General features: G+C 47.4%; 22 protein-coding genes and 1 tRNA gene. 12 read left to right on the forward strand and 11 right to left on the reverse strand.

The window, feature by feature from the left end; translation table 11 throughout:
- The first annotated feature begins 4 nt into the window (after positions 1-4).
- The 3 genes from guaD to ABD744_RS11565 all read left to right on the forward strand — a co-directional run bounded on the left by guaD (position 5) and on the right by ABD744_RS11565 (position 4,457).
- On the forward strand, positions 5-1,345 hold the full coding sequence (gene guaD / locus ABD744_RS11555; RefSeq protein ID WP_344798656.1) for a guanine deaminase: 1,341 nt from the start codon (positions 5-7) through the stop codon (positions 1,343-1,345).
- The gene (locus ABD744_RS11560) at positions 1,345-2,523 is read left to right on the forward strand and encodes a urate hydroxylase PuuD (protein ID WP_344798657.1); all 1,179 of its coding nucleotides are present in this window, start codon (positions 1,345-1,347) and stop codon (positions 2,521-2,523) included. Before guaD ends, ABD744_RS11560 begins: the two co-directional genes overlap by 1 nt.
- Positions 2,524-3,056: 533 nt before the next feature.
- Positions 3,057-4,457, forward strand: a complete 1,401-nt coding sequence (locus ABD744_RS11565) for a Rossmann-fold NAD(P)-binding domain-containing protein (protein WP_344798658.1) — start codon at positions 3,057-3,059, stop codon at positions 4,455-4,457.
- Between the two features lie 147 nt (positions 4,458-4,604).
- Here ABD744_RS11565 and ABD744_RS11570 read toward each other — a convergent pair whose 3' ends face one another.
- Positions 4,605-7,256: an EAL domain-containing protein gene (locus ABD744_RS11570; RefSeq protein ID WP_344798659.1), complete on the reverse strand. Its 2,652-nt coding sequence runs from the start codon at positions 7,254-7,256 to the stop codon at positions 4,605-4,607.
- A gap of 279 nt (positions 7,257-7,535) precedes the next feature.
- On the opposite strand from ABD744_RS11570, the gene upp reads away from it, so the two are divergent.
- Both upp and ABD744_RS11580 read left to right on the forward strand, forming a co-directional pair.
- On the forward strand, positions 7,536-8,162 hold the full coding sequence (gene upp / locus ABD744_RS11575; protein ID WP_344798660.1) for a uracil phosphoribosyltransferase: 627 nt from the start codon (positions 7,536-7,538) through the stop codon (positions 8,160-8,162).
- Between the two features lie 29 nt (positions 8,163-8,191).
- Positions 8,192-9,418 (forward strand): uracil-xanthine permease family protein, encoded by a 1,227-nt coding sequence (locus ABD744_RS11580; RefSeq protein WP_344798661.1) that lies wholly within the window; start codon positions 8,192-8,194, stop codon positions 9,416-9,418.
- A 104-nt stretch (positions 9,419-9,522) separates the two neighbouring features.
- On the opposite strand, the gene puuE is transcribed toward ABD744_RS11580, so the two are convergent.
- Positions 9,523-10,422 (reverse strand): allantoinase PuuE, encoded by a 900-nt coding sequence (gene puuE, locus ABD744_RS11585; protein ID WP_344798662.1) that lies wholly within the window; start codon positions 10,420-10,422, stop codon positions 9,523-9,525.
- A gap of 96 nt (positions 10,423-10,518) precedes the next feature.
- Between puuE and ABD744_RS11590 the strand changes: the two genes are divergently transcribed.
- Positions 10,519-11,550: an alpha/beta fold hydrolase gene (locus ABD744_RS11590; RefSeq protein WP_344798663.1), complete on the forward strand. Its 1,032-nt coding sequence runs from the start codon at positions 10,519-10,521 to the stop codon at positions 11,548-11,550.
- A 131-nt stretch (positions 11,551-11,681) separates the two neighbouring features.
- The gene (locus ABD744_RS11595; RefSeq protein ID WP_344798664.1) at positions 11,682-12,068 is read left to right on the forward strand and encodes a PilZ domain-containing protein; all 387 of its coding nucleotides are present in this window, start codon (positions 11,682-11,684) and stop codon (positions 12,066-12,068) included.
- Positions 12,069-12,155: 87 nt separating this feature from the next.
- Here ABD744_RS11595 and ABD744_RS11600 read toward each other — a convergent pair whose 3' ends face one another.
- The 4 genes from ABD744_RS11600 to yrfG all read right to left on the reverse strand — a co-directional run bounded on the left by ABD744_RS11600 (position 12,156) and on the right by yrfG (position 16,060).
- A complete protein-coding gene (locus tag ABD744_RS11600) occupies positions 12,156-13,706 on the reverse strand; it encodes a phosphoenolpyruvate carboxykinase (protein WP_344798665.1) in 1,551 nt (516 codons plus the stop codon).
- Positions 13,707-13,966: 260 nt separating this feature from the next.
- Positions 13,967-14,863 carry an Hsp33 family molecular chaperone HslO gene (gene hslO, locus ABD744_RS11605; RefSeq protein ID WP_344798666.1) on the reverse strand — a complete coding sequence of 299 codons (897 nt, stop codon included), beginning with the start codon at positions 14,861-14,863 and terminating at the stop codon, positions 13,967-13,969.
- 42 nt (positions 14,864-14,905) lie between these two features.
- Positions 14,906-15,307, reverse strand: coding sequence for a ribosome-associated heat shock protein Hsp15 (hslR, locus tag ABD744_RS11610; RefSeq protein WP_344798667.1), 402 nt, complete (start codon positions 15,305-15,307; stop codon positions 14,906-14,908).
- Positions 15,308-15,394: 87 nt separating this feature from the next.
- A complete protein-coding gene (gene yrfG / locus ABD744_RS11615; protein WP_344798668.1) occupies positions 15,395-16,060 on the reverse strand; it encodes a GMP/IMP nucleotidase in 666 nt (221 codons plus the stop codon).
- 91 nt (positions 16,061-16,151) lie between these two features.
- On the opposite strand from yrfG, the gene nudE reads away from it, so the two are divergent.
- Together nudE and ABD744_RS11625 are read left to right on the forward strand one after the other, a co-directional pair.
- Positions 16,152-16,733 carry an ADP compounds hydrolase NudE gene (gene nudE, locus ABD744_RS11620; RefSeq protein WP_344798669.1) on the forward strand — a complete coding sequence of 194 codons (582 nt, stop codon included), beginning with the start codon at positions 16,152-16,154 and terminating at the stop codon, positions 16,731-16,733.
- Between the two features lie 41 nt (positions 16,734-16,774).
- The gene (locus ABD744_RS11625) at positions 16,775-17,938 is read left to right on the forward strand and encodes an alpha/beta fold hydrolase (protein WP_344798670.1); all 1,164 of its coding nucleotides are present in this window, start codon (positions 16,775-16,777) and stop codon (positions 17,936-17,938) included.
- A gap of 44 nt (positions 17,939-17,982) precedes the next feature.
- On the opposite strand, the gene ABD744_RS11630 is transcribed toward ABD744_RS11625, so the two are convergent.
- Positions 17,983-18,198 carry a hypothetical protein gene (locus ABD744_RS11630; RefSeq protein ID WP_344798671.1) on the reverse strand — a complete coding sequence of 72 codons (216 nt, stop codon included), beginning with the start codon at positions 18,196-18,198 and terminating at the stop codon, positions 17,983-17,985.
- Complete coding sequence (gene rpiA, locus ABD744_RS11635; protein WP_344798672.1) at positions 18,198-18,872, reverse strand: ribose-5-phosphate isomerase RpiA; 675 nt, start codon at positions 18,870-18,872, stop codon at positions 18,198-18,200. The genes ABD744_RS11630 and rpiA overlap by 1 nt, the downstream gene beginning before the upstream one ends.
- A 205-nt stretch (positions 18,873-19,077) precedes the next feature.
- Between rpiA and ilvA the strand changes: the two genes are divergently transcribed.
- Positions 19,078-20,592, forward strand: a complete 1,515-nt coding sequence (ilvA, locus tag ABD744_RS11640; RefSeq protein ID WP_344798673.1) for a threonine ammonia-lyase, biosynthetic — start codon at positions 19,078-19,080, stop codon at positions 20,590-20,592.
- Positions 20,593-20,653: 61 nt separating this feature from the next.
- On the opposite strand, the gene ABD744_RS11645 is transcribed toward ilvA, so the two are convergent.
- Positions 20,654-20,971, reverse strand: a complete 318-nt coding sequence (locus ABD744_RS11645; RefSeq protein WP_344798674.1) for a DUF1244 domain-containing protein — start codon at positions 20,969-20,971, stop codon at positions 20,654-20,656.
- 166 nt (positions 20,972-21,137) lie between these two features.
- On the opposite strand from ABD744_RS11645, the gene ABD744_RS11650 reads away from it, so the two are divergent.
- Together ABD744_RS11650 and ABD744_RS11655 are read left to right on the forward strand one after the other, a co-directional pair.
- Positions 21,138-21,214, forward strand: a tRNA-Arg gene (locus ABD744_RS11650).
- Positions 21,215-21,271: 57 nt separating this feature from the next.
- Complete coding sequence (locus ABD744_RS11655) at positions 21,272-22,060, forward strand: substrate-binding periplasmic protein (protein ID WP_344798675.1); 789 nt, start codon at positions 21,272-21,274, stop codon at positions 22,058-22,060.
- 16 nt (positions 22,061-22,076) lie between these two features.
- On the opposite strand, the gene ABD744_RS11660 is transcribed toward ABD744_RS11655, so the two are convergent.
- Both ABD744_RS11660 and ABD744_RS11665 read right to left on the reverse strand, forming a co-directional pair.
- Positions 22,077-23,948 carry a sensor domain-containing diguanylate cyclase gene (locus tag ABD744_RS11660; protein WP_344798676.1) on the reverse strand — a complete coding sequence of 624 codons (1,872 nt, stop codon included), beginning with the start codon at positions 23,946-23,948 and terminating at the stop codon, positions 22,077-22,079.
- A 124-nt stretch (positions 23,949-24,072) separates the two neighbouring features.
- Positions 24,073-24,822, reverse strand: coding sequence for a GNAT family N-acetyltransferase (locus tag ABD744_RS11665; protein ID WP_344798677.1), 750 nt, complete (start codon positions 24,820-24,822; stop codon positions 24,073-24,075).
- Positions 24,823-24,825: the final 3 nt, after the last annotated feature.

Genomic DNA, 24,825 nt, shown 5'->3' on the forward strand with positions numbered 1-24,825 from the left:
GATAATGACGAATGCACAACGCCCGACTGTTTATCGAGCTGCAGTACTGCACTTTTTATCCGACCCGGACGTGGACGGGGATAAGGCGTATCAGTTTTTTGAAGATGGCGCCCTGGTGGTTGAAGACGGCAAGGTCGTTCAATTGGGAGAGGCTTCTGAGGTTTTGGCTCAGTTGGCGGATGACATCAAGGTGGTTGAGTACAAGAATCACTTAATCATTCCGGGGATGATTGATACCCATATCCATTTTCCTCAGGTGGAAGTGATAGCATCCTACGGTGAGCAGTTATTGGATTGGTTAAATAATTACACCTTTCCGGCCGAACGACAGTTTGAAGATAAAGCGTATGCTTCCAACATCGCTAACTTCTTTCTGGATGAGTTGTTAAAGAACGGTACGACCACGGCGTTGGTGTTTGGTACCGTACACAAGCAATCCGTTGAAGCGTTTTTTGAAGCGTCAGAGCAACGCAATACCCGAATGATTTGCGGCAAAGTAATGATGAACCGTAATGCGCCTGAATTTTTGTGTGACACGCCTGAAAGCAGTTATCAGGACAGTAAGGAACTGATTGAAGCCTGGCACAACAAAGGCCGTCAGCTGTATGCGGTTACGCCTCGATTCGCCATTACTTCCACAGAAGAGCAGCTTCAGAAAGCAGGCCAGCTGATGGAAGAATATCCGGATGTGTACATGCAGACTCACATCTCAGAAAACAAAGACGAAGTGGCTTTTGTGCAGGAGCTGTTCCCTGACAGCAAGGACTATCTGGATGTCTACGATCAGTTTGGCTTGCTGGGTAAGCGCAGTGTCTTTGCCCACGGCATTCACTTAACACCTCGCGAACATGAACGTTTCCGTGAAACCGGTTCAAGCGTGTCTTTCTGTCCTACGTCTAACCTGTTTTTGGGCAGTGGTCTGTTGGACATTAAAGAGCTGGAACAAGAGCAAGTAGCGTACAGTGTGGCGACGGACGTGGGAGGCGGTACCAGCTTCTCCATGCTTCAAACCCTGAATGAAGCCTATAAAGTCACTCAGTTAAACGGCAATAAACTGTCTGCATTGAAGAGCCTGTATTTGGCCACCCTTGGTAATGCCAAAACACTACAGCTGGAAGATAAGATCGGGTCGTTCAAACAGGGTAATGAAGCCGATTTCGCGGTATTGGATTTCAATAGCACGCCTTTGATGAGTCTGAAACAGAGTAAGTGCAAGACCTTGGCTGAAAAGCTGTTTGCAATGATCATTCTTGGCGATGACCGAGCAGTACGAGCGACGTATGTGGCCGGAAAACTGGTTCACGATCGTGACAAGTCCTCTGAAACAGCAGGAGGGGCATCATAATGGAAGCGTATTTACTGGAATGGGCCAATCTGTTTTTCAGATGGTTCCATGTGATTGCCGGTGTTGCCTGGATCGGTGCGTCCTTTTACTTTGTCTGGTTGGATAACAGCCTTGAAAATCCACCTCAGTGGAAAAAAGACAAAGGCATTGGTGGTGACTTGTGGGCGATTCACGGTGGTGGTTTTTACGAGGTAGCCAAGTACAAGTTAGGACCTGAAAAAATGCCGGATAATCTGCACTGGTTTAAGTGGGAGGCTTATACCACCTGGCTGACCGGTATGGCCATGTTGTGGATTGTGTATTACATCGGCGCAGAAAGTTACCTGATTGATAACTCTCGTCTGGAATTGACTCAATGGCAGGCCATTGGCCTTGGTATGGCCTATATCGCGGTTGGCTTTGCGGTGTACGAAGCCTTAGTAAAAACGCCGCTTCGTCATAACGCCAAAGCTTTTGGTTTAGTGTTGTCATCTTTCTTAGTGTTCATGGCTTGGTTTGCCAGCGAAGTGTTCTCGCCAAGGGGAGCATTCATTCATGTGGGCGCTTTGATTGGTACCATCATGGCCGGTAACGTGTTTTTGGGCATCATGCCGTCACAGCGTGCGTTGGTTGAAGCGGTACAGCGTGGCGAAGCGCCAGACCCTAAATACGGTGCGTTTGCCAAGTTACGTTCAACCCATAACAACTATTTCACATTGCCATTGCTGTTCATCATGATCAGTAATCACTATCCGATGACGTATTCTCATGAGCTGAATTGGTTAGTGCTATCTGCAATGTGTTTTATTCTGGCATTTGCCCGTCATTTCTTTAACTTGCGTCACCGTGGCGAATTCAAACCGGCGATTCTTGTAATTGCGGCCATCATGATGGCGGGTGTGGCGTTCTGGATCGCGCCTAAGCCGGTGGAAGTGGATCAGGAAGCGGTTGCTGGTTTTACCGATGTACAAGGTATGGCGATCATGAAAGAGCGTTGTGCAAGTTGTCATGCTGCCCAGCCGACTCAGGCCGGTTTTGCTTCGCCTCCGGCCGGTGTTTCTTTGGAAACACAGGCACAGGTGAATGTGCTTAAACCGAAACTGATCGAAGTGATTCAGTCGAAATACATGCCGCTAGGGAATATTACCCAGATGACGGATGAAGAGCGCCAGCAAGTGATTGGCTGGTTGGCCAAGTAATTCGTGCGGTATATCGCGTCATCTTTTAATACCAATACACAAACTATTGCTGGGTGTTGTTGACGCCCGGCGATTTGACTCTTTTTCTTTTACTTCCTCCGAGTAAGCAACTACCCGTTGTGTTTTTAGGGGCTGACAAGCTGAGTCTATCCTTGTCAGAAGCGTTCTGCGTCGATATGGCTGTAATCTGGTGCAGTTGCAGGATGCTTTTTCCCCGTTTCTTTTTGGATTGATAAAAAAGTACCAGTCATTGGCTGACGTTTCGTTAAGGAAATGTCGTCTAATAGGTTGACTAATTGTCTTAATCGTAAAGTTTTGTTGTCTTACGTTGCGAGTTGATTCAATCCCCGCTATTACTTTATTTAGTTCTTGAATGCTGTGACAGGCTCATCATTTTGATGGCCGAAGGCGTGCAGAACAATTTTCATCATCAACAGTAGGAGTTATTGAAATATAAGTATTTAGATTGTCTTTGCTCGCTCTGAGTTTGTGTGATGGAAAACCAAAATAATCAGAAAAAAAGGGATTGATATATGACTGAGCTGGGTTCAAAAGGAATTTATGGCATTGATTTACCTGCAGAGCTTGAAGTGGGGGAGTGTACGTTTCAGGCAAGAGCATCGGGAATATCCGATCAGGGTATTCAGCTGACATTAGTCAACAACGCATCGTCTTCGTTGGCCACTGCGGCAGAAAATAAGTCGTCTTTAGGGGTAACGATTCACAGTGATTCCGGGGATTTTAAAAAGCGCGTAAAAATTCAAAAAATTTCTCAGAACGTGATTGGTTTGGCGTTTGAAGATCGGCCGGAAAAAGGCTCGCCGGATTTTGAGTTTCTGGCAAAAATCTCTTCTTCTCCGGAACAGTTTCTGAGCGACGCCACCACTGAACAAAAAGTCTCCGATCCGGAGCACAGTTTCCATGGTATTTATCTGTTACAGCGCGCGCTCTGGCGTTATGGGCGGATGTTCGCGTTTCTTCTGGTGAATTTACTGGCGCCTTTACTTAAAAAGGCGTTAAAGCCAAAGGTGGTGTTTGCGGTTTATGGCACTAAGGGGGATCAGCGTGCTTATTTTCCTGACTGGTTCCGGGCGTTAAGTCCTTCGTCGGTGTTGGTGGGGTTGTTCAAATCTAAATTAGGCTGGGGCATGATGGTGACGACCCCCATTCCTGAAAATGAGCTGGCGGAAGACTCGGAAGCCGTCAGAAATTACATTTATGGCATTCAAAATACTTATAAAGTCACAGACACTTTCTCGTTGGTGGGTCGGCTTCCCGGATTTGCCTTGAGGGCGGGTCTGAAACTGGAACAACCGTTGGTGAATGGCTGTTTGGGAACGCGTTTTGCGATGGTGGAGTCGGCGAAGCAGCTGGCCGATAAGTTCGGTCGTCCAACAAATCAACTGACCATTGCCATTCTTGGTGGGGCAGGCCGGATTGGTGAGCCCTTAATTCAGGATTTATCCAAGTTATTTCTGAAAGTGATTGCGATTGATCCAAGGTATGAACAGGAAGTTGGCACCATTGAATACGGCGCTCAGGTGCTCCAAAGTCAGCGACCGGAACGTTTATCTGAAGCGGACTTGGTGTTGGTATTGACTGCGCGGGGGAATGACATCGAGGACATGGTGGAATGGTTCAAGCCGGGCGCTTATGTGGCGGATGACACACACCCTTGCATCAAACGACCTATTCGAAACCGACTGGCTATTCAGGGGGTGCATTTGTTTAAAACCGTGGTCGGCGCAACTGAGTTTGCGATGTACCCCAGAATGCCTAATTTTCACAGTGGCAACATTCCGGGGTGTTTGCTGGAAGGCTTGGTGATCAGCGAGCATGGTTGGCAGGTCGCGAATGACCCTGAGGTATTTTTTGAAATCGCCTCGGCAAGTGGTTATTACGCTCAGCTCATCAAGCCTCGAAATGACTCCTAGTTTTCTATCTGTGTTGCCCTAACGGCGTTAAAATCAGGCTCAAAGTGCTCATTTATGAACTATAAATCCCGCTTTTTTGTCTGATTTTGCCTTGTTAGTCCTGCCTCGATAACGAAAATCAACAGCCTGCTGGTTTTTGATTTCTTTTTAAGAAGGGCCGTCATCGAAGGTGGTAAAATCGATGACTTTGGCCTGAGTTTCTTTGGCTGTTTTCAGGTGGTTTTCGAGCCATTTGAAAATGGCTTCTTGCGACATAGGTGCTGCGATGTAATTGCCTTGTAATGCATCGCAGTGCATTGCAGTCAGGCAATCGGTTAATAACAGGTTTTCAGCACCGACAGCCACACAGGGAATACCGAGTAAGTGACCCAGTTTGATGATGGTTTCTACGATGTTTTTGGTGTTGCTTTCGTTGCTGATGTCGAGCACCAGCTCGGGGCTGATTTTCACTTGATTGAGCGGAATGGTTTTCAACTTCGACAGAGATGAATGGCCGCTGCCAAATTGATCGAGTGAAAGTTGCACGCCTAACTTCTTTAAGTCGAGCAGCGTTTTCTCCGCCTGGTTCGAGAAGTCAATGATGCTGCTTTCGCTGAACTCTAATACCATTTTGGTTGGGTTGTATTGGTGCACCTGTAATGCTTGTCTGATGGACGAAGCAAAGTCGTGTTCATGCAGGTTATTCGGTGAAATGTTGATGGCCAGCTTGAGGTTATACCCCAAGCGATCCAGTGTGTTGCCGAAGGTCAAAGATTCGGCAATTACCCACTGGGTAATGGACTTCATTAAGCCGCACTGCTCCGCCAGGGTGATGATCTCGGTCGGAGGAATATAGCCTTCCGTAGGATGTGTCCAGCGCAGCAAGGCTTCAAAGGCAATGGGCATCCGGCTTTTAGAATCTATCTGTGGCTGGAAATACAGGCTGAGTTGATTTTGGTCGATGGCATGGTGCAGCTCTCCCATGAGCTTTAACCGACGGGTACTGTAGCTGTCTTGCAGAGGGTTATAGACGGCCACCGACTTACGATGTTTGCGGGCAAGCGTCATGGCCACTTCTGCGTGTTTGAGCAGCGTTTCAGAATCAAGGCCGTCTTCCGGGAAATTGGCAATGCCCGCGCTGCAGTCCAGGCTGATCGACATGCCCTGAAAGTTAATCGGTACGGAGATGGATTGCTGAATTTGTTCGGTAATATAACCAGCGGTATTACGCATTCCAGTGGTGTCTGTAATGCAGGCGAAGGTGGCGTTATCCAACATGGCGACGTTGTATTTCGTTTTGTTGGTGACTTCCAATGAGTACAGCGACTGAATGTCCAGGGTGGATAAGTGTATCCGGTCCGCTGCCTGAATCAGAATTTGATCAGCATTAATTTTGCCGAGTGTTTTATTGATCTCACTGAAACGGTTGATGTGAATTAAGATGATGGCAAACGAAGATCGGTTGCTGCCAGTGTGTTTCAGCAACTCATTGATTTTCATGCTCAATAAACTGTGATTAGGCAGCAGCGTTAAAGGGTGGTGTTGCGCTTGATGAAGCAGGTGTTTTTCTGCTTGCTGCCATTTTAAGACCGCTTCATTTTCATTCTTGAGGGCATCGAATCGTTTTTGTCGCTCCAGCTTCATCCTGAAGGCCTGGGCAAACGATAGCAGGGTGACTTCTCCGGCAGAACCGATTTGTAAGGCGTTACTGGTTAATGCATTGGTTGGCAGGTAGCCGAATACATTGAGTAGATAGCAGGTGAGTCCTAATAAAAAACAAACCCAGGCGCTGATAAAAAATACCGCCAGTTGATTGCCTTCCCGTAATGAAAATATGCCAGCGATTAATAAAATCAGTGGTAATAACCCGCCTAAGTAGCCTGAAACTTGTGGCAGTTGGGGCAAACCGACGAAAGGGGTCAGCGCGATCAAAACACCGATGCCAATCAAACACAGCATGATTTTATCAAACTGGGGCGTGAGCTTTTCACTTTTGAGAATGAGCCGCCCGAACTGAGCGCCGCTGGCCAGGGTTACGCCGGTAAAAAAGGGCAGTGCGATTGAGTTCCATAGTTGGAAGTCTGGCCAAAAGAACTGAAAACCCTGACCATTAAGAAACAACACCACTCCGGATAAGCCGACCACGTAAATCAGGTAGTAGGCGTATGATGCGTTGCGTACCATGGCATACATCAGGCTGTTGTAGGCAAGCAAGGACAGCATGATGCCAAAGTACAGGCCCCAGTAGTAAATGGTGTAGCTGTCTTTGGCGAAAAACTTCTCTGGCTTCCAGACAGTTAAAGGCAATTGGATGGAAGTATCCGAACGGGCTTTAACGTAAAGGGTCAGTTCGTTGTTCTGCTTCAGCTCAAATGGAAAAACAAACCCTCGGTGTTCCACCGGACGATCATAAAAAGAACGTTCAGTGCCTGTTTTCCAGTGGTGGAGGATGGCTCTTTGGGATTCATCGTAAAAAATAACTTCGAGTTCTTTCAATGGCGCATAGCTGCTGGTCAGAATCCAGGCGTGTTGATCGTTACTTGAACCTGTGTGTTTGGGTGCGGATATTTTTGCTTTGAGCCAAAAGGTAGAGGTGCTGAAACCAAAGTTAGGATTGATGGCGCCAATGGGTTTAAAGTGTTGTTGTGCGTTATTCAGGATATCGCCAAAGGACAATTGGTTTTCAGGATCTTCCAGTGCCAGAAAGTGCCCTCTCAGGGAGGCTTTGTCCTGAGTGGAATCAAGCTCCAGAGGTGGCACGTCTGCCTGAATTACCCAACTGAAGGTAATTAATACCAGGAAAACGAGAGTTTTTAGCACGTGTGTCATTATTGTTGTAGTCGGTGATGAAAGTGCAAATTAGTTATATAAACCCTAAAACATTCAACTTTATAGCATATGGCTCTGGACAGCGTCACTAATTCTCTCGTTATATCCGACAAAAGTTCCTTTTGACCGAAAAGACAGCTTTTAATGGCGGAGGTGGTTTGGCAAAATGGCCGCATTATTTTACCTGTCGAATTGTGTATAGATCCGGAATATCTTCTATAAACATTTCAGGTAAACTTTTTCGAATTAAACAACCGAGGAGACTGCAACATGGCTGTCCACGAAATCACCCACCCGCTTGTCCAACATAAACTGTCTTTGTTACGTGAAAAAGAAATCAGCACCAAAAGATTTCGTGAATTAGCGGCCGAAGTGGGAGCGCTCTTAACGTATGAAGCGACTGCCAACTTTGAAACTGAGAAAGTGATCAAAGAATGTTGGTCCGGGCCTGTTGAGGTTGATCAGATTAAAGGTAAAAAAGTCACTGTCGTGCCGATTCTTCGTGCAGGCATTGGTATGTTAGACGGTGTTTTGGAAATGATGCCGAATGCTAAAATCTCGGTGGTTGGGTTGTACCGTGATGAAGAGACGTTTGAACCGGTTTATTATTTTGAAAAGCTGGTGAAAGACATTGATCAACGTGTGGCTTTGGTTTTGGACCCTATGCTGGCGACGGGCGGTTCGTTTATTGCGACGGTTGATTTGCTAAAGAAAGCAGGCTGCACCAACATCATGGGCTTGTTTTTGGTGGCTGCACCGGAAGGCATAGCAAAAGCACAAGCTGCGCACCCTGATGTGGATTTATACGTTGCCTCGGTGGATAGCCATCTTAATGATGACGCTTATATTATTCCTGGGTTGGGTGACGCTGGCGATAAGATTTTTGGCACCAAATAAGCGTCTTACATAACAATAAGGGTTGGATAATGGATGACTTAAAAAAATGGCAGATGGCTCTGTTGGGTGGCCAGATGTTGTTTGTGGCGTTTGGCGCCCTGGTATTAGTACCCATTTTGACGGGGCTTGACCCGGCGGTTGCTTTGTTTACCGCAGGTGTTGGTACTTTGATTTTCCAGTTGGTGACCAAGCGGCAAGTGCCGGTGTTTTTGGCCTCCTCTTTCGCATTTATCGCACCGATTATTTATGGCACTCAGACCTGGGGCATTGCTGCAACTATGAGTGGCTTAGTGGCTGCGGGTGTTCTATATATGATCTTGAGTGCTTGCATTGCGTGGCGAGGTCAGGCGTTCATTCATCGTTTATTACCGCCGGTGGTGGTGGGCCCTGTGATTATGGTGATCGGACTTGGTCTTGCGCCTGTGGCCGTGCACATGGCGATGGGTCAAACCGGAGATGGTGCAGTACAGCTTGTTGATCAAGCGGATGCCTTAATAGTTGCGGCAATCTCTTTGTTTGTGACCATAGGTGTTTCGGTTTGGGCGAAAGGGTTGTTTCGGTTGCTGCCTATTCTGAGCGGGATCATTGCAGGTTATTTGGCAGCGATTGCGTATGGCATGGTGGATTTTGAGGCTGTAAAAGCGGCGCCTTGGTTTGCCGTACCCAGCTTTACAATGCCGGAATGGAACTGGCAGGCGGTTCTGTACATTTTGCCGATTGCGATCGCCCCTGCGGTAGAGCACATTGGTGACGTTACGGCGATCAGTGCCGTTGCCAATAAAGACTATCTTAAGAAACCGGGTTTGCACCGCACTATGTTGGGTGATGGCCTGGCAACGTCTGCGGCCGCGATGATGGGTGGTCCGCCGAATACGACTTACTCAGAAGTGTCTGGTGCGGTTGCGTTGACCAAAGTGTTTAATCCAGTGGTTATGACCTGGGCTGCCGTGTTCGCCATTGTGCTTTCATTCTGCGGTAAGCTTGGTGCAGCCCTTTCAACGATTCCTGTGCCTGTCATGGGGGGGATTTTGGTGCTGTTGTTTGGAACCATTGCTGCGATTGGGATGAGTTCACTGGTGAAAGCGCAGGTTGATTTGACTGAGCCAAGAAACATGGTGATTGTTGCTGTCACCCTGGTCTTTGGTATCGGAGGGATGGCTTTGCAAGTGGGTGATCTGATGCTGAAAGGCATTGGCTTGGCCGCGATTGCTGCGATTTTACTGAACTTGCTGCTGCCTAAGAAACTGGGTGAGTAGTGACTGGGTTTGTAGATCGTGGATGAATAAAAATGCCGAGCGTTTGCTCGGCATTTTTATTGGGCTGGTTATTAAACCGCTGCTTGATCGGTATCAGCTGGTTTTTATTGTGGTTTGTGGTGCTTGTGCCAATGTTCTGCGATGTCGATACGGCGAGTCACCCAAACGTCTTCATGGGAGGCGACATAATCCAGGAACCTGGCTAACGCGGCTGCACGACCAGGACGCCCGACTAGGCGGCAATGAAGGCCAATGCTCATCATCTTAGGTGCCGTTTCTCCTTCCTGATAAAGGACATCAAAAGAATCTTTGAGGTAGCTGAAGAATTGATCGCCGCAGTTGAAGCCCTGATTGGTCGCAAAGCGCATGTCGTTCGCATCCAGTGTATAGGGGATGACCAAGTGGTCTTCATGGTCTTTTGACCAGTATGGCAGATCATCGGCGTAGGCGTCTGAATCGTACATAAAGCCACCGGCTTCAACCACTAAGTCCCGGGTATTCGGGCTCATTCTGCCTGTGTACCAGCCTTGCGGTCTTTGACCGGTGACTTTGGTATGGATATCAATGGCTTGCTGTATGTGTTCGCGTTCTGTTTCTTTATCAATGTATTGATAGTCAATCCATTTCAAGCCATGGGAGGCGATTTCCCAGTCGGCTTCGTTCATCGCAGCGACGATTTCCGGATGTTTTTCTAATGCTGTGGCTACCCCGTAAACGGTGACGGGCATGTTCCGTTCGGTAAACATTCTGTGAAGTCGCCAAAAGCCAGAACGGCTGCCGTATTCATAGATGGACTCCATGTTCATATGACGAACGCCTTCTAAGGCTTGCGCTCCGACAATTTCAGAAAGAAATGCTTCAGAGGCGTTGTCACCATGCAGAATGCAGTTTTCGCCGCCTTCTTCGTAGTTGATGACAAATTGAACGGCAATTTTGGCTTTGTTGGGCCACTTTGGGTCGGGAGTGTGTTGTCCGTAACCGATCAGGTCTCTTGGGTAACTCATAGCTAAGTTCTCGATCTTACAATTTCTGAGGATTTCACGTAGATTTAATGAACGATAGTGTAAAATAAATCCTGACTAAGTGATTAGTAATTTATAATGAAATCTGAGTTTTCGGTTCAACGGTGCCTGACTATTGTTTGTGTTTTATTTGGTACGTGGTTCAGTGTGCTTGTTAACGCTGATTGTAGCTCCTTACCGGACGATCTGGCGAGTCAGTACCCAAGCTATCAGCAGGGTCAGATAACTCGTCAGGACGGTCGGGTTGTTTCATGGGCAAGGGTTGGGCCGGAAAACGGTCAACCCATAATTTATGCACACGGCAACCCTGGGTCACGGTTTGAGTTATTGTTTTTTCACGATCAGGCCGTCGCTCAGCACCGGGCTATCTATGTGGTAGAGCGGGCAGGTTTTGGTTGTTCGACCTTCAGTGATGAATACTCGCTTGTCCATTATGCTCAGGATACTGACTTTGTTATGGATAAGCTGAAGGTTAAGCGGCCGCTGGATTTAGTTGGTTGGTCGAGTGGTGGGCCGCCAAGTTTTGCATACAGCGCGTATTTCCCAGAAAACGTTCAACGAGTCATAGTCGCATCAAGTTATACAAACTTCGGTGAGTTACCAGATGCGGTTGCGATTATGAAGGCGCACCATCGGAAAGGACCGGTGTTATCGGAAAAAGCGCCCCGGTTATTTCATGGCTTGGTTTGGTTGGTCGGTTGGACCAGTCAGCATTTGCCCAATATGTACTATAAAGTGACAGAAAAAGAAGTGTCGGACAGTGATCGGGTGATACTCGAAAAAAATGGCATGAAGGCTCTGTTCATGCTTAATCAGGAGGAGGCCTTTGCACAAGGTTCCGCTGGTGCAGAACTTGACTTGGAGGTGCAGTGGCGGCCTTGGCCTTTCGCGCTCAGTCAGGTAAAGACTCCTGTTTTATTGATGTATGGAAGGGAGGATAAGCTGGTTCCGATGCAGTTTATGCAGCATTTAGATCAAAGGCTCCCACATTCAAGGTTGCAGCTGGAAGACAAGGAAGGACACCTGTTCCCGTTAAAAGCATCGTATCAGCAAAAGATGTTGGAATGGTTCACACAAGGTACTGATATGGCGCTTTTCGTAACGAAATAAAAAACAAATGCTTACAGGAATACTCTCGAATTAAACCCATAATTTAATTAATCTTGCGGTCTGAAATGTGAGATAGTTCTCACTTTTTTTAGATATATGACCATTAATAAACAATACTATTGAAGAACAGAATGACTGAATCTTTTGCAATCGATCAGGTAGTGAACTCCGTGAATGAAATTGGTAGTGATGCTGCAAACCGACGGGAACACAGGCGTCGCCTGGCGTATTGGGTGGTGCGCTTTCAGGATTTGAGTGGCAAGTGGCACACCACTAAGACTGATAATGTTTCAGAGGGTGGTTTGCAGGCGGTTGTGGAGAAAGCCTATAAGCCTGGTACAAAACTGTTTATTAAAGTGCCCTTGGTTTATAAAGAGCATCAGAGAACCATTGAGGCCATCATTGAGACCCGCTACAGTGTGGCGTGCAGTTCCGGATTTAAAGTCGGCATGATGTTTACTCGTATTTCGGATGAAGATAAGGAATTTTTGCGGGCGTATTCAGAAAAAGAAATTTAGTCTTTCAAGTGGAGATTTTTCATTTGGTGCAGGCACTAAAAAGGCGGGGATTCCCGCCTTTTTAGTGTTCGTAAACCGGCCTCAATCTTAGTCGATTGAAGGGCCTGCGTTCACGATTTCGTCAGAAACGTCAAATTTCTTGAAGTTTGCAACGAATTGACCTGCAAGGTTAAGAGCAGTGTCTTGGTATGCGTCTTTGTCTGCCCAGCACTCTGAAGGGTTCAGAAGGTTGCTGTCAACACCAGGCACTTCCGTTGGGATGTCCAGGTTGAAGATCGGAAGACGTGTTGTCTCTGCGTTAGCAATTGAACCGTTCTGAATAGCGGCAATAATGCCACGCGTTGTTGGGATGCTGAAACGCTCACCGCCTTTACCGTATGCACCGCCAGTCCAACCTGTGTTTACCAGATAGACTTTAGAACCGAATGCATCCATACGCTTCATTAGAAGTTCTGCGTATTCGCCCGCTGGGCGTGGGAAGAATGGCGCTCCGAAACATGTAGAGAACGTCGACTTAAGACCTTTCTCAGAACCCATTTCAGTTGAACCAACAAGCGCTGTATAACCACTTAGGAAGTGGTAAGCCGCTGCTTCTTTGGAAAGGATAGATACAGGAGGAAGAACGCCTGTCATGTCACATGTTAAGAACACGATGGCTTTTGGTTCGCCAGCAAGGTTTTCTTCAACGCGCTTTTCAACGTGCTCAAGCGGGTATGCACAACGGGAGTTCTCAGTCAGAGATACATCGTTGTAGTCAGGTACGCGTGTTTCGCCGTCAATAACCACGTTTTCAACGATTGCGCCGAATCTGATAGCGTCCCAGATGATAGGCTCGTTTTTCTGGCTAAGATCGATACACTTCGCGTAGCAACCGCCTTCCAGATTGAATACTGTGCCTTCGCCCCAACCGTGCTCGTCATCACCGATCAGGTAACGTTCAGGGTCAGCAGATAGCGTCGTTTTACCCGTACCAGACAAACCGAAGAACAAGCAAGTGTCGCCGTCTTCACCTACGTTTGCAGAACAGTGCATTGGTAGCACGTCTTTTTCTGGAAGCAGGAAGTTCTGTACAGAGAACATCGCTTTCTTCATTTCACCAGCGTAACGCATGCCAGCCAAAAGAACTTTGCGGGCTGCGAAGTTGATGATCACACAACCGTCGCTGTTCGTGCCGTCGCGCTCAGGTACACACTCAAAGTTAGCTACGTTAAGAATTTGCCATTCTTGCTTGTTCTTTGAGTTATATTCAGCAGGACGAATAAATAGGTTACGACCAAATAGGTTCTGCCAAGCAGTTTGAGTTGTCATGCGCACAGGAAGATAGTGCTCAGGGTCTGCACCTACGTGAACGTCAGATACAAAAGACTCTTGTTCAGCAAGAAACGCTTCTACACGCTCCCAAAGTGCATCAAATTTGTCTGCATCGAAAGGACGGTTTACGTTACCCCAATCGATTGCGTCTGCGGTGCTTGGCTCTTTAACAATGAAGCGATCCATTGGTGAACGGCCAGTACGCTTGCCAGTTTCAACAACCAAAGAACCATTTGCTGCCAGACTTCCTTCTCCGCGAGCAAGCGCTTCTTCTACCAATTTTGCAGATGATAGGTTGTAATAAACCCTGTCACTTGTTGTGGTCATTCTGTTTTTCCCCGGATAAATGAACAACTGCTCAAGAGCAGTGACCGAAACATATGTCTTCCCGAACTCAATTAAAGTCCGAGCATGATAAAGTTTTAGGCGCGGAATTATGCCAGATAATTCCGACTAAATCTAAAAAAACTGCTTTTTAATGTGAACGATTCTTAAAAACCGGACAAAAGTAACAGGAAAGCCGAGCTGACCCGGCGTGAGCCTTGGACGGTTCGGTTTCCTGCAATGTAATGTTATTGAGTTGCGGATTAATGGATTGAACCATCGTCTTTGGTTGATGAAAATCCGGTCTCAAAGATGGCGCGAATATCAATTTTGTCAAAACTGTAAGTTTGATTACAAAATTGGCAGGTGACCTTGATGCTCGGCTCCGATTCAAGAATGTCCAACAGCTCGGATTGTCCTACGGTTTTAATGGATGCCGCTGTCCGCTCTTTAGAGCATGTGCATCTGAATTCCACATCCTCGCATTCAAATAATCTCAGATCTTCCTCGTGGTAAAGGCGATGCAGGATGGTTTCGTTCTCCAGCGACAGTAACTCTTCGGACTTGATGGTGTCGGCAAGGGTTACAACGTGTTGCCATTGCTCATCACTCTGTTGTTTCTGGTCGTCACTGGCGCCTGGCTTGAACGGCAGCTTTTGAAGAAATAAACCGGCTGCCCGGCTGTTATCGCATTGCAGCCAGATGCGTGTCGACAACTGTTCCGACTGAAGGAAATAGTGCTCCAGACATTCCGCCAGAGTATCGCTGTTCAGTGGCACTATACCTTGGTAACGATTGCCTTTGCGGGGCGAAATCGTAATAACCAGCTGACCGTTGCCAAACAGTTCCTGCAGCTTATCGCTCTGGATATCGCCGTTTACCTGTGCAATTGCTCTTACGTTTTGGTCATGAGTGCATTCTGCCATTAAAACGCCAATGCCTGCGTCACCTCGGGCCTGTAGAATGACGGAACCGTCAAACTTGAGGATTTCACTTAATAAAGAGGCTGCTGCAATCCATTCGCCTAACAGCTTTTTTACTTGATCAGGGTAGTCATGTTTGCTGATGACGGCCTGATAGGCTTCGTCAATGCCAACCAGTTCGCCACGAATGTCATGATGTTCAAACATGAATCTTTGGATTTGATCAGAGTTACTCATGAAGTTGAGATACCTTTAAATTAAAATAACTATAATAGATGGTTATTCAAAAACGTCGTTTTTAAAACGATGAATTTGTCTTCGCTCTTTTTTGTTGGGTTTGGTGTCACTGATAAAAGCAGCAGCCCCCATTGTTTTTCGGGTAATGGCGTCTTGGGTGCGTTTCTCGATACTTTCAGGCGTTTCTTCGTAGAGAAGCTGGGCTTGAGGCGCGGCCACCCGTTTTTCAGCAATGCCTTTAACAACAATGGTTTTTTCATCCCAGCCTTGCCTTAAGGTAATCAGGGCACCCACTTCCACGGTGCGGCTGGGTTTGATTCTTTGGCTATTGTAATGGACTTTTCCGCCTTCGATGAACTGTTTTGCCAGTCCCCGGGTTTTATAAAGCCTGGCGGCCCAAAGCCATTTATCCAATCGAACTTTTAATGGTTGGTCGTCACTCATTCTCAGGTCTCAATTGCTGACAAACAGCACCCTCATGATTGAAGCGAGTGAGGTGCTGGGTCGGCAGGGGGTAGGTTCGGTGTTTGATTAATATATAGGGAGCAAATCTGAAAATTCAAGGATGGCAGGGTAATTATGCTTTGTCCTGTGAGGCTTTTTGCTGTCAGGCTGAACAATGGATCTTAAGTAGCGGATGCCGTAATCGCTGGCGGAGTCTAGTACCGATTCACTGTCGTCGATAAACAAGGTTCTGCTCGGGTCGAATTTTTCTGTGTTCTGAAGTGCGTCCCAGAAAGTTCGGTCTTCTTTCGGTAGCCCAAAATCATGGGAGCACAGTACCAAATCCAAATATTGATCAATATGGGTGTTGGCCAGTTTCAGTTGCAGGCTTCCTTGGTGTGCGTTGGTCACCAATACGGCTCTTTTTTGAGATTCGGACAGAGCCTTCAGGAATGCTTCCGCGCCGGGGCGGATGGCAATGAGGTGCTGCACATCTTGTTTGAGTAAGGCGATGTCAATGTCCAGTTCTCGAGTCCAGAAATCCAGACAATACCATTCCAGTTTGCCCTGATAGGAGTGAATACGTTCGTCGAGTTCCTGATTGGCCTGTTCTATCGAAATGCCGTGTTTGGTTGCGTAGGTTTTTGGTACATGCGTTAGCCAGAAGTGGTTATCGAAATGAAGATCCAGCAGGGTACCGTCCATGTCGAGCAGTACGGTATCGATTTCTGACCAAGGAACGGCGGTTTTCATAGAAATGTCCTGAAACATAAGAAAGCGGTGTATTTTCTTGTCATCCGGGTAGTAGAATCAGTTCAGATGTAACTAAATCAAGGAGGTCATCATGCCAGAAAAACCGGAAGTGTTGAATCACGAAATCGTGACAGATACTGCGATCTTTCGTATTGAATCTCAGTTGTTAAGATTCAGTAACGGCGTTGAGCGAACGTATGAGCGTTTAGTGGGCAAAGGCAACCATGCGGGGGCTGTCATGGTGGTTGCTTTGGACGATGACCACAATGTGATGCTGATTCGGGAATATTCGGCGGGCACAGAATGTTATGAACTGTCTTTACCGAAAGGCCTGATTGAACACGGTGAAAACTTATTTGATGCGGCCAACAGGGAGTTAAAAGAAGAGATCGGCTATGGCGCTGAGCATATTCAATTCCTGACTGAAATGACGGTATCGCCAGGCTATATGTCTTATCGGTTACAAGTGGTGATTGCCACTGGTTTGTATCCGGAAAAATTGGAAGGTGATGAACCTGAGCCAATCATTGTGGTGCCTACACCGCTGGATGAAGCCATTAACCTGACTGCCAGTGAAGACATTACGGAAGCGAGAGCCATTGCAGCGCTTTATATGGCGCGTGATCGTTTGAAACAATCTGAAATGTCCGATGAAATAGAGTCTATCTTTTAATTTTTGTTAAAAATTCCGGATCAGAGGAATGGAGAACTGCGGTGCTGGATGTAAATAAATTGGTCAAAGCCACAAAAAACAAAGCTCAGGAATGGGTGAATAAAGGCTTCGTTGTTGCCAATAATGCAGCAGAGCGAGTGCTGTATAAAGATAACCTCATTCTTTCTGATAAAAGTGATTATGACATCATTGCTGAAAAAGGACTGATGACGGTTAAACGCTATCGTACTTTAAATGCCGCCAGTATTGACGTGGATGGCCAGGAAGTTCCGGTGGCGGCGGACACCAAGCGGGTGCCTTTGGTGTTTGTTCCGCCGTTGGGTGCAACTGCTCAGATTTTTGATCTGATGCCGACCCGGAGTTTGGTGCGTTATTATTTGGCTCGGGGCTACGATTGTTATCTGATTGACTGGGGTGATCCAAATCGCAGTCACGCAGGTTTGACCTTTGAAGACTATGTGACCGACTGGATGCCTCATGCCGTCGAGGCAGTGGCAAGAACCTCCGGACAAAAAGATTTCAGCCTCTTTGGCTATTGCATGGGTGGCTTGTTTTGTCTCTTATACGCGGCTTGGTCGAAGAATGAGCATTTAACCAATTTGGTGACGGTGGCCAGTCCGATCGATGTTCAGCAAGTGGGGCCGGCGGGTAAAATCATGACGGTCATGCATCACGCGGCTAAAATCCTGTCACGGGTCAATAACGCCCCGGTCTCTTCCATGATTCGCCCTGAACATTTGCACGTTCCCGGTCGTTTGGTGGCGATTTCATTCAAACTCACCAACCCGTTGGGCAGCCTGATCAGTTACTGGGACTTATTAACCAGCATGGGGGATCGGGAAGAGCTTTCTGAGCACACGACGATGTCGAACTGGTTTGAGGATATGGCCGATTACCCCGGTGGTATGATTCAGGAAATTATCAGTAAACTGGCGGTGGGTAATCAGTTTGCGGAAGGTGTGGTGAACATCAATGGTGGCAAGGCCTATTTCAGTGATATTAAGGCCAACTTGATGTCGTTTGCCGGCGACAATGACAAAATTGTCGGGATTCGTGCGGCACGTCATCTGCTTGATGTGGTGGGCAGCCAGGATAAATCGTTTTATGTGGTGCCAGGCGGTCATGCCGGCGTTTTTGGTGGTTCTTCTGCGTCTCAATACGCGTGGGCGATGAGCGCAGATTGGCTGGACAGCCGCAGCTGTTAGCTGCGTGGCTAGGTGTGGTTAATCGCGCAGATGCCTGCGTTGGATCAATCGGCTTTGTGGGCTTCTTTTTCTTTGGGTGCGCTCTTTAATACTTGTTGGCGCACTTGCAGGGCGACGTATTCCAATTGATCGTCCGATAAATTGGAAACGTCCTGGCCTTGAGCTTTGAGCAACACTCTTAATTGCTTCAGTTTTTTTCTTTTTTTGTTGGCTTTGGAGCCGGGTATAAAAGCAAGTAAGTGCTGGAGCAGAGAACTCATTAGTTAGCCTTGAGCGTTGTTACGCCGTTGGTGGTGCCTAGCATCAACACGTCGGCGGGTCTTAACGCAAACAAACCGCTGGTGATAACCCCTGTGATTTGGTTGATTTGAGATTCGAGTTCCATCGGGGAGTCGATTCTTAGGTTATGCACGTCAAGAATAACCCCGCCGTTGTCGGTAACCACGCCTTCACGATACACAGGATCGCCACCAAGTTTTACAATTTCGCGGGCGACAAAACTGCGGGCCATGGGAATCACTTCGACAGGCAATGGGAACTGACCTAACAGGCTGACCATCTTAGAGTCGTCTGCGATGCAGATAAATTCTTTTGCGCAGGCCGCTACAATTTTTTCTCGGGTTAAGGCTGCGCCGCCGCCTTTGATGAGTTCCAGCCGTTCGTTCGTTTCGTCGGCGCCGTCTACGTAGAATTCAAACGTGCCAACGGAGTTTAAGTCGAAGACCGAAATGCCGTGGTCTTTCAGGCGGTCTTCTGAGGCTTTAGAGCTCGAAACCGCACCATCAAATAAGTCTTTGTGTTTGGCCAGGGCATCAATAAAGAAGTTGGCTGTGGAACCTGTGCCTATGCCAACGATGCTGTCTTTTTCAAGTTTTGGCAGGATGTAATCCAGCGCCGCTTGTGCGACAGCTTGCTTTAATTCGTCTTGAGTCATTGTTTTTTCCGGGCCAGTAAATAATGGAGCGAATGATACCAAAGGGCGTCGGTATTTTATAGCGGTAGCCGTGTTGCCCCTCTGTAATGATAGTTTGTTTTCTGTCACTTTCTTTCATGGCGAATTCTATGCCTGATCCGTCAAACAGGGTATCCTATGTGATCATGTTTTAATTTCAGAAAATCTATTCACGGTAGGCCCTTTCATGCTTCAGCAATACATAAAACGAATCTTGACCGCGCGAGTTTACGATGTAGCCATCGAATCGCCGATTGATCATGCAGGTTTTTTATCTGAAAGGCTGAACAATAATATTATTTTGAAGCGTGAAGATTTGCAGCCTGTTTACTCGTTTAAGTTGCGTGGTGCTTGTAACAAAGTCATGCAAATACCGGAAGAAGAGCGCAAGCGGGGCTTAATTGCGGCTTCCGCAGGCAACCATGCTCAGGGCTTGGCGTTAGTCGCTCAAAAACTTGGTGTGCCTTGCACCATTGTTATGCCGAACACGACACCGGACATTAAAGTGGCGGCTGTACGGGCTCGTGGCGCTGAAGCGATATTGCATGGCGATACCTTCGATATTGCGTATCAGTACAGCCAGCAACTGGTGAAAGAAAAAGGATACGTCTACATACACCCTTACGATGATGAAGATGTGATTGCCGGCCAAGGAACGATTGGTATGGAGATCATGCATCAAACACAAGGTGAAATAGACGCCATATTTGTGCCTGTGGGTGGTGGCGGTTTGATTGCCGGGATTGCTGCCTACATTAAGTACCTTCGCCCGGATGTAAAAATCATTGGGGTGGAATCTGATGAGTCGGCTTGTTTGTATGAAGCAATGAAAGCCGATGAGCGGGTGATTCTGGATCAGGTCGGGATTTTCGCAGATGGGGTGGCGGTTGCTCAAATTGGCGAAAATACCTGGAAGGTTGCACGAGATTTTGTGGATGAAGTGATCACTGTCTCCACCGATGAAATTTGTGCGGCGATTAAAGACGTATTTAATGATACCCGCGCCATTTCAGAACCGGCGGGTGCTTTATCGGTGGCCGGGTTAAAGAAATACGTCGAACGGGACAATGTCCAGGGTCAAAACCTGGTTGCGGTCATCAGTGGAGCGAACACCAACTTTGACCGTTTGCGTCACGTTGCAGAGCGCGCTGAAATCGGCGAAAAACGGGAAGCATTATTTGCAGTGACGATTCCCGAGCGCCCGGGTGCCTTCCGAAAGTTCTGCGAATTATTAGGCAAGCGCAATATCACCGAGTTCAATTACCGTTACGATGATAACGATCAGGCACAGATATTTGCCGGAATTCAGTTAGGCGGAAATCAGCAGGACAGGGCTGCCATCGTTGAATCGTTAACCGGGGATGGTTATCAGGTGGTCGATTTAACCGACGACGAAATGGCGAAACTTCATGTTCGCTATATGGTGGGTGGCCGTGCGGAAGGCGCGACCAACGAAGTGGTTTATCGCTTTGAGTTCCCTGAGCGACCGGGGGCCTTGATGCGTTTCCTTAATCAGCTTGGCTATAAATGGAATATTTCTATGTTCCACTACCGTAACCATGGTGCTGCTTATGGCCGGGTTTTGGCGGGTTTACAGGTACCGGTTGAAGAGCAGAAACTGCTGCAGGAATATATGGATAAACTGGGTTACCGTTACTGGAATGAGACCGATAATCCGGCATATAAACTGTTTCTAAAATAGCTGTATCTTAACGAAGTAAAAGCCTTGGCGTGCTGTCACGTTCAAGGCTTTTTTCTGTGGATTACTTTTTAGACAAGTTGTTGAACGCTTCCATTTGTTCTGGGGTGGCCGGCAGCTGGTGGTTCTCTTTCCATTCACTGTAAGGCATGCCATACACTCTTTCTCTGGCCTGATCATCGGTCAGCTCAATGCTCAGATCATCCGCCGCCGCTTTATACCATTTGGAAAAGCAGTTTCGACAAAACCCGGCAAGAATCATTAGCTCTATATTCTGAACGTCTTTGCGATTGTCTAAGTGTGACAACAAGCGACGGAACGCCGCAGCGTCCAACTGATCTTGTTGTTCTTGGGTTAAATGTGCAGGGGCTGTTTGTGTCATTTTGGTTTTCCTGTGAGGGCTGTTTGGTTTTAAAACCGATTATAAATCATGGAGGAAGGTGGAGAAATCGACTTTCTGAAAGATTATTTGGTAAATAAGTTACGCAGAGCTAGACGTCAGTTAGTTGTGACGTTAGAATTTCGCCTTCGCTTAATAAAAGCAAAATGCACCCGTAGCTCAGCTGGATAGAGCGTCGCCCTCCGGAGGCGAAGGTCGCGCGTTCGAATCGCGCCGGGTGTACCATTCTTTGTATTTTCTATTTTTTCACGTGATCGTTTCGGACAATATTCAGAGCTCGATATGTTTGCTTTAACGCGTTACTGGCATTCCATATTTTTTTTGATGTTTGTGTCTCTATTCAGTACGTCAGTGCACGCGGAATCGAAAACGATAACCTTGGTTGCTGATTACTGGCCGCCTTATAACGGCACACCTGGCGCTGTGCATGAGGGTTATATGGTGACTTTAGTGCGTCTGGTATTTGAGCCGTTGGGCTATCAGGTGACTTATAAAATGTTGCCTTGGAAGCGTGCAATTATTGAGACTCGAAAAGGCCGCTTTAATGCGGTGATTGGCGCAACACGCAAAGAGACACCCGATTTTATTTTTCCTGAACAAGAAGCGGGAATCAGTTATCTCAGCTTTTTCGTGAATAAACGTTCGCAGTGGCGTTATCAACACCCTGGTTCGTTGAGTACAGTCTACCTCGGCGCAATTGACGGTTATGATTATAACGATTGGTTTTTGGATTACCTGGATGCGAATCCTGACCGGGTTTATCTCAGGTATGGTTATGCACCGCTCAGGGATAATTTGTCGTTGCTCGTCAATGGCCGGTTGGATGCAGTGGCCGGAGATGTGAAAGCGGTGCACTGGATTGCTAACGAACTGGCGGTCTCGAACCAGATTCAACATGCAGGAAAGGACACGTCCGTGGCAGCTCAGCGAATTTATCATGCGTTTTCACCTGCAAAGAAAAGCTCGGCCAAATACGCAGAACTGTTGTCGCAAGGCATCGAGTCTCTGAGGCAGTCGGGCGAACTTCAAAAACTTATGAAAGCCTATCAGTTACAGGACTGGCGGGACTGATTCAAACCGAACGTCATTAAGAGGGTGATTCCGCTGCTTTTGATATTGGCAGTACGCTCACACAATTTCGACCTCTGTTTTTAGAAAGGTACAGTGCTTCGTCGGCCTTATCGAACATTTCTTTTCGTTTGTCCACATCGCTGGGTATCTGAGTGGTAATGCCGATACTGACGGTCACTTGTAACATGGTGTTGGTCAGCTGAAAGGGCGTGCTGGCAATTCGGTTGCGTATTCTTTCAGCCACTTTAAAGGCTCCCTGTTCGTTGGTGTCGGGCAATAACACCACAAATTCTTCGCCGCCATAACGGGCGGTTTTGTCTTCCGGCCGGGAGACAATACTTTCTATATGTTCCGCCACCATTTTTAAGCATTCATCGCCGACCAGATGGCCGTGGTTGTCATTGAATTGTTTGAAGTGGTCGATGTCGATGACCAGTAGCGACAGAGGCCGTTGGAAGCGGTATGCCGTGGTGAAATAGTGCTGAAATTTATCGTCAAAGTAACCGCGATTTTTTAAACCGGTTAACGCATCGGTGGCACTTAATTCCAGCAGTTGCTGGTTCAGTTTTTCCAGTTCAGAGGTCCGTTCAATGACTCGCTGCTCCAGCATTTGGTTGGCTTCTTTTTGTACCTGTAGCGTTTCTTCTTGCGCTTGGCGAGCTTCACGTTCGTGCTCCAGGGCGGCCAGCTGGGCGGCAAATGCTTTGCGTTTCTCTTGGTTGAGGCGATCTGCTAAGGCGATGGATAACAGGATGATTTCCAGTGCCGAGCCAATTTGGGTGGCGCTTTCGGTGATGATGTTTTGTGGCAGGACGGTGAATTTGTTCAGGGCCAGTACGATTCCGCCAAACAACATGGACGTCCAGGCGACGGTAAAATAACGGGCTGAAATATCACCTTGGATGCAACGGTAAATGCCAATAAATAGCAGCGACACACAGGTGATGATGGCTAAATATATGGTGGGTTGGATCATGGTTTTGTAGGTGAATAACAGCGAAGCCACCATTTGCAGTGAACCCAGCCACGCAATGCCGTTCAGGTAGCGGTTGATCCACAGGTGGCTTTCCGGTTTTAACGACAGGAATCGAATGGAAAAGAAAGAGCCGAAGACCAATACGCCATTCAGAAAGAAGACGATGGATTGGTCGTTCCACCAGGTGGCGGTGGGCCATAGGTATTGAAAACTCAGACCGTTCAGAGACGCCAAAAATAAGGGCATGAAGCTGATGTAAGCGACATAATGAAGATAGGTTTTTTCGCTGACCGCCAGATAGACGAACAGGTTGTATAAGATCATCACCAGGGCGATGCCGAAATAAACGCCTTGAAAGATCACCCGGGATTGATCCACCTGATGGAAGTCGATGGGGTTCCAAAGCTCCATTGGAGCCTGAACTGAGCTGGTGGTTTTGATTTTGATGTATAAGTCGATTTTCTCATTGACGGAAAACGACAGGGGCACCAGAAAGTTTCGGCTTTGAATCAGTCGTTCATAGAAGGGCAGTTTGTCGCCCATCAGGATGTGGTTGGTGTAGATCCCGTTTTTGACCACGTAGATGTCAATGTAGTCGAGGACGGGGTAACCGATTTCCAAAATGCGATCCAACCAAACCGCGTCGTCATTTCTGAAGGACACCTTTAACCAGAATGAAGATTTGGAATAGCCGAAGTTGAGTTGGTCTTTTTCGTTTTGTTGCCACTGATTATCCGCCAACTCCTGAACGTGTTCAAAAGTGAGTGCGTGATTCGGGTCTTCAATAAAGGATATGTATTGGTCGAGTGCAATTCGTCGCTCGGTTTCTGTCAGGGAAACCACTTCTTTTGCGTTCACCGTACCGGAAATCAAGAGCCACAGCAGTGCGGCCAACCAAGAGTTCATTTGCATGTAAATTCCCAAGACACGAGTCGTTATTTTTATTTTTAGTCTAGTACACTTCTGGGCATGGTTAATTCGTAGAACACGTCACGCCTTGTCCCAAGTGGCATGAAGACACATAGGGACATTTAAACTAGGGCAGTAATGACGCTCGGATGTCTGCCAGCCGTTCAACCTGGTTGCCTTCGGTGTCAAAATTGAACGGGCTTAACCATTGTTCAAAAGCCGTAGATAAAACCGGCCACTCTTGGTCGATGACTGAAAACCAAGCGGTATCTCTGTTATGGCCTTTTACTATTTGCGCTTGGCGAAATATGCCTTCAAACTGGAAACCCAGTCGCAATGCGGCTTCTTTGGATGGCGTGTTCAGGGTATTGCATTTCCATTCGTAACGGCGATAGCCAAGTTGAAATGCGTGCTTCATCATCAAGTACATGGCTTCTGTGGAAACGGGCGTTCTTTGCATTAATGGCGAGAACTTCAGATGGCCCACTTCAATGCTCCCGGCATTGGGGGCGATTCTCAAATAAGCGGCAAGGCCTACGGCTTTGTTCGTTCGGTTGTCCATAATGGCATAAAACTGCTGGTCGTTTAATTTTGACTGTGCGGCCAGCCAGGTGGAATAGTCCTTTAATGATTCGAACGGGCCGTAAGGCAGGTAAGTCCAGCTGGCTGGTGATATGTCTTCCGTGTTCGCTGTATAAAGGTCGAATGTGTGCTTTTTGGGATTCAGGATTTCCAGCCGACAGTAATTGCCTTGTTCGGCAATTTCTTGAGGGAAAGGTGGCGGAGTCCAGTCTGTGAGGGGAGTGCCTAGGGTTTGTCCGTATTGGTTTTCTGTGGCGATGTTGTTGCCATGATCAGAGCGTGAATTCGTTTCCATGTA

It is taken from the genome of Litoribacillus peritrichatus (assembly GCF_039537985.1).
Lineage (GTDB): Bacteria > Pseudomonadota > Gammaproteobacteria > Pseudomonadales > Litoribrevibacteraceae > Litoribacillus > Litoribacillus peritrichatus.

Excerpts from the sequence above, each read along its gene's own strand:
- guaD (WP_344798656.1), top strand. The coding sequence starts at position 5 with ATGACGAATGCACAACGCCCGACTGTTTATCGAGCTGCAGTACTGCAC.
- ABD744_RS11560 (WP_344798657.1), top strand. The coding sequence starts at position 1,345 with ATGGAAGCGTATTTACTGGAATGGGCCAATCTGTTTTTCAGATGGTTC.
- ABD744_RS11565 (WP_344798658.1), top strand. The coding sequence starts at position 3,057 with ATGACTGAGCTGGGTTCAAAAGGAATTTATGGCATTGATTTACCTGCA.
- upp (WP_344798660.1), top strand. The coding sequence starts at position 7,536 with ATGGCTGTCCACGAAATCACCCACCCGCTTGTCCAACATAAACTGTCT.
- ABD744_RS11580 (WP_344798661.1), top strand. The coding sequence starts at position 8,192 with ATGGATGACTTAAAAAAATGGCAGATGGCTCTGTTGGGTGGCCAGATG.
- puuE (WP_344798662.1), bottom strand. The coding sequence starts at position 10,422 with ATGAGTTACCCAAGAGACCTGATCGGTTACGGACAACACACTCCCGAC.
- ABD744_RS11590 (WP_344798663.1), top strand. The coding sequence starts at position 10,519 with ATGAAATCTGAGTTTTCGGTTCAACGGTGCCTGACTATTGTTTGTGTT.
- ABD744_RS11595 (WP_344798664.1), top strand. The coding sequence starts at position 11,682 with ATGACTGAATCTTTTGCAATCGATCAGGTAGTGAACTCCGTGAATGAA.
- ABD744_RS11600 (WP_344798665.1), bottom strand. The coding sequence starts at position 13,706 with ATGACCACAACAAGTGACAGGGTTTATTACAACCTATCATCTGCAAAA.
- hslO (WP_344798666.1), bottom strand. The coding sequence starts at position 14,863 with ATGAGTAACTCTGATCAAATCCAAAGATTCATGTTTGAACATCATGAC.
- hslR (WP_344798667.1), bottom strand. The coding sequence starts at position 15,307 with ATGAGTGACGACCAACCATTAAAAGTTCGATTGGATAAATGGCTTTGG.
- yrfG (WP_344798668.1), bottom strand. The coding sequence starts at position 16,060 with ATGAAAACCGCCGTTCCTTGGTCAGAAATCGATACCGTACTGCTCGAC.
- nudE (WP_344798669.1), top strand. The coding sequence starts at position 16,152 with ATGCCAGAAAAACCGGAAGTGTTGAATCACGAAATCGTGACAGATACT.
- ABD744_RS11630 (WP_344798671.1), bottom strand. The coding sequence starts at position 18,198 with ATGAGTTCTCTGCTCCAGCACTTACTTGCTTTTATACCCGGCTCCAAA.
- rpiA (WP_344798672.1), bottom strand. The coding sequence starts at position 18,872 with ATGACTCAAGACGAATTAAAGCAAGCTGTCGCACAAGCGGCGCTGGAT.
- ilvA (WP_344798673.1), top strand. The coding sequence starts at position 19,078 with ATGCTTCAGCAATACATAAAACGAATCTTGACCGCGCGAGTTTACGAT.
- ABD744_RS11645 (WP_344798674.1), bottom strand. The coding sequence starts at position 20,971 with ATGACACAAACAGCCCCTGCACATTTAACCCAAGAACAACAAGATCAG.
- ABD744_RS11655 (WP_344798675.1), top strand. The coding sequence starts at position 21,272 with ATGTTTGCTTTAACGCGTTACTGGCATTCCATATTTTTTTTGATGTTT.
- ABD744_RS11660 (WP_344798676.1), bottom strand. The coding sequence starts at position 23,948 with ATGCAAATGAACTCTTGGTTGGCCGCACTGCTGTGGCTCTTGATTTCC.
- ABD744_RS11665 (WP_344798677.1), bottom strand. The coding sequence starts at position 24,822 with ATGGAAACGAATTCACGCTCTGATCATGGCAACAACATCGCCACAGAA.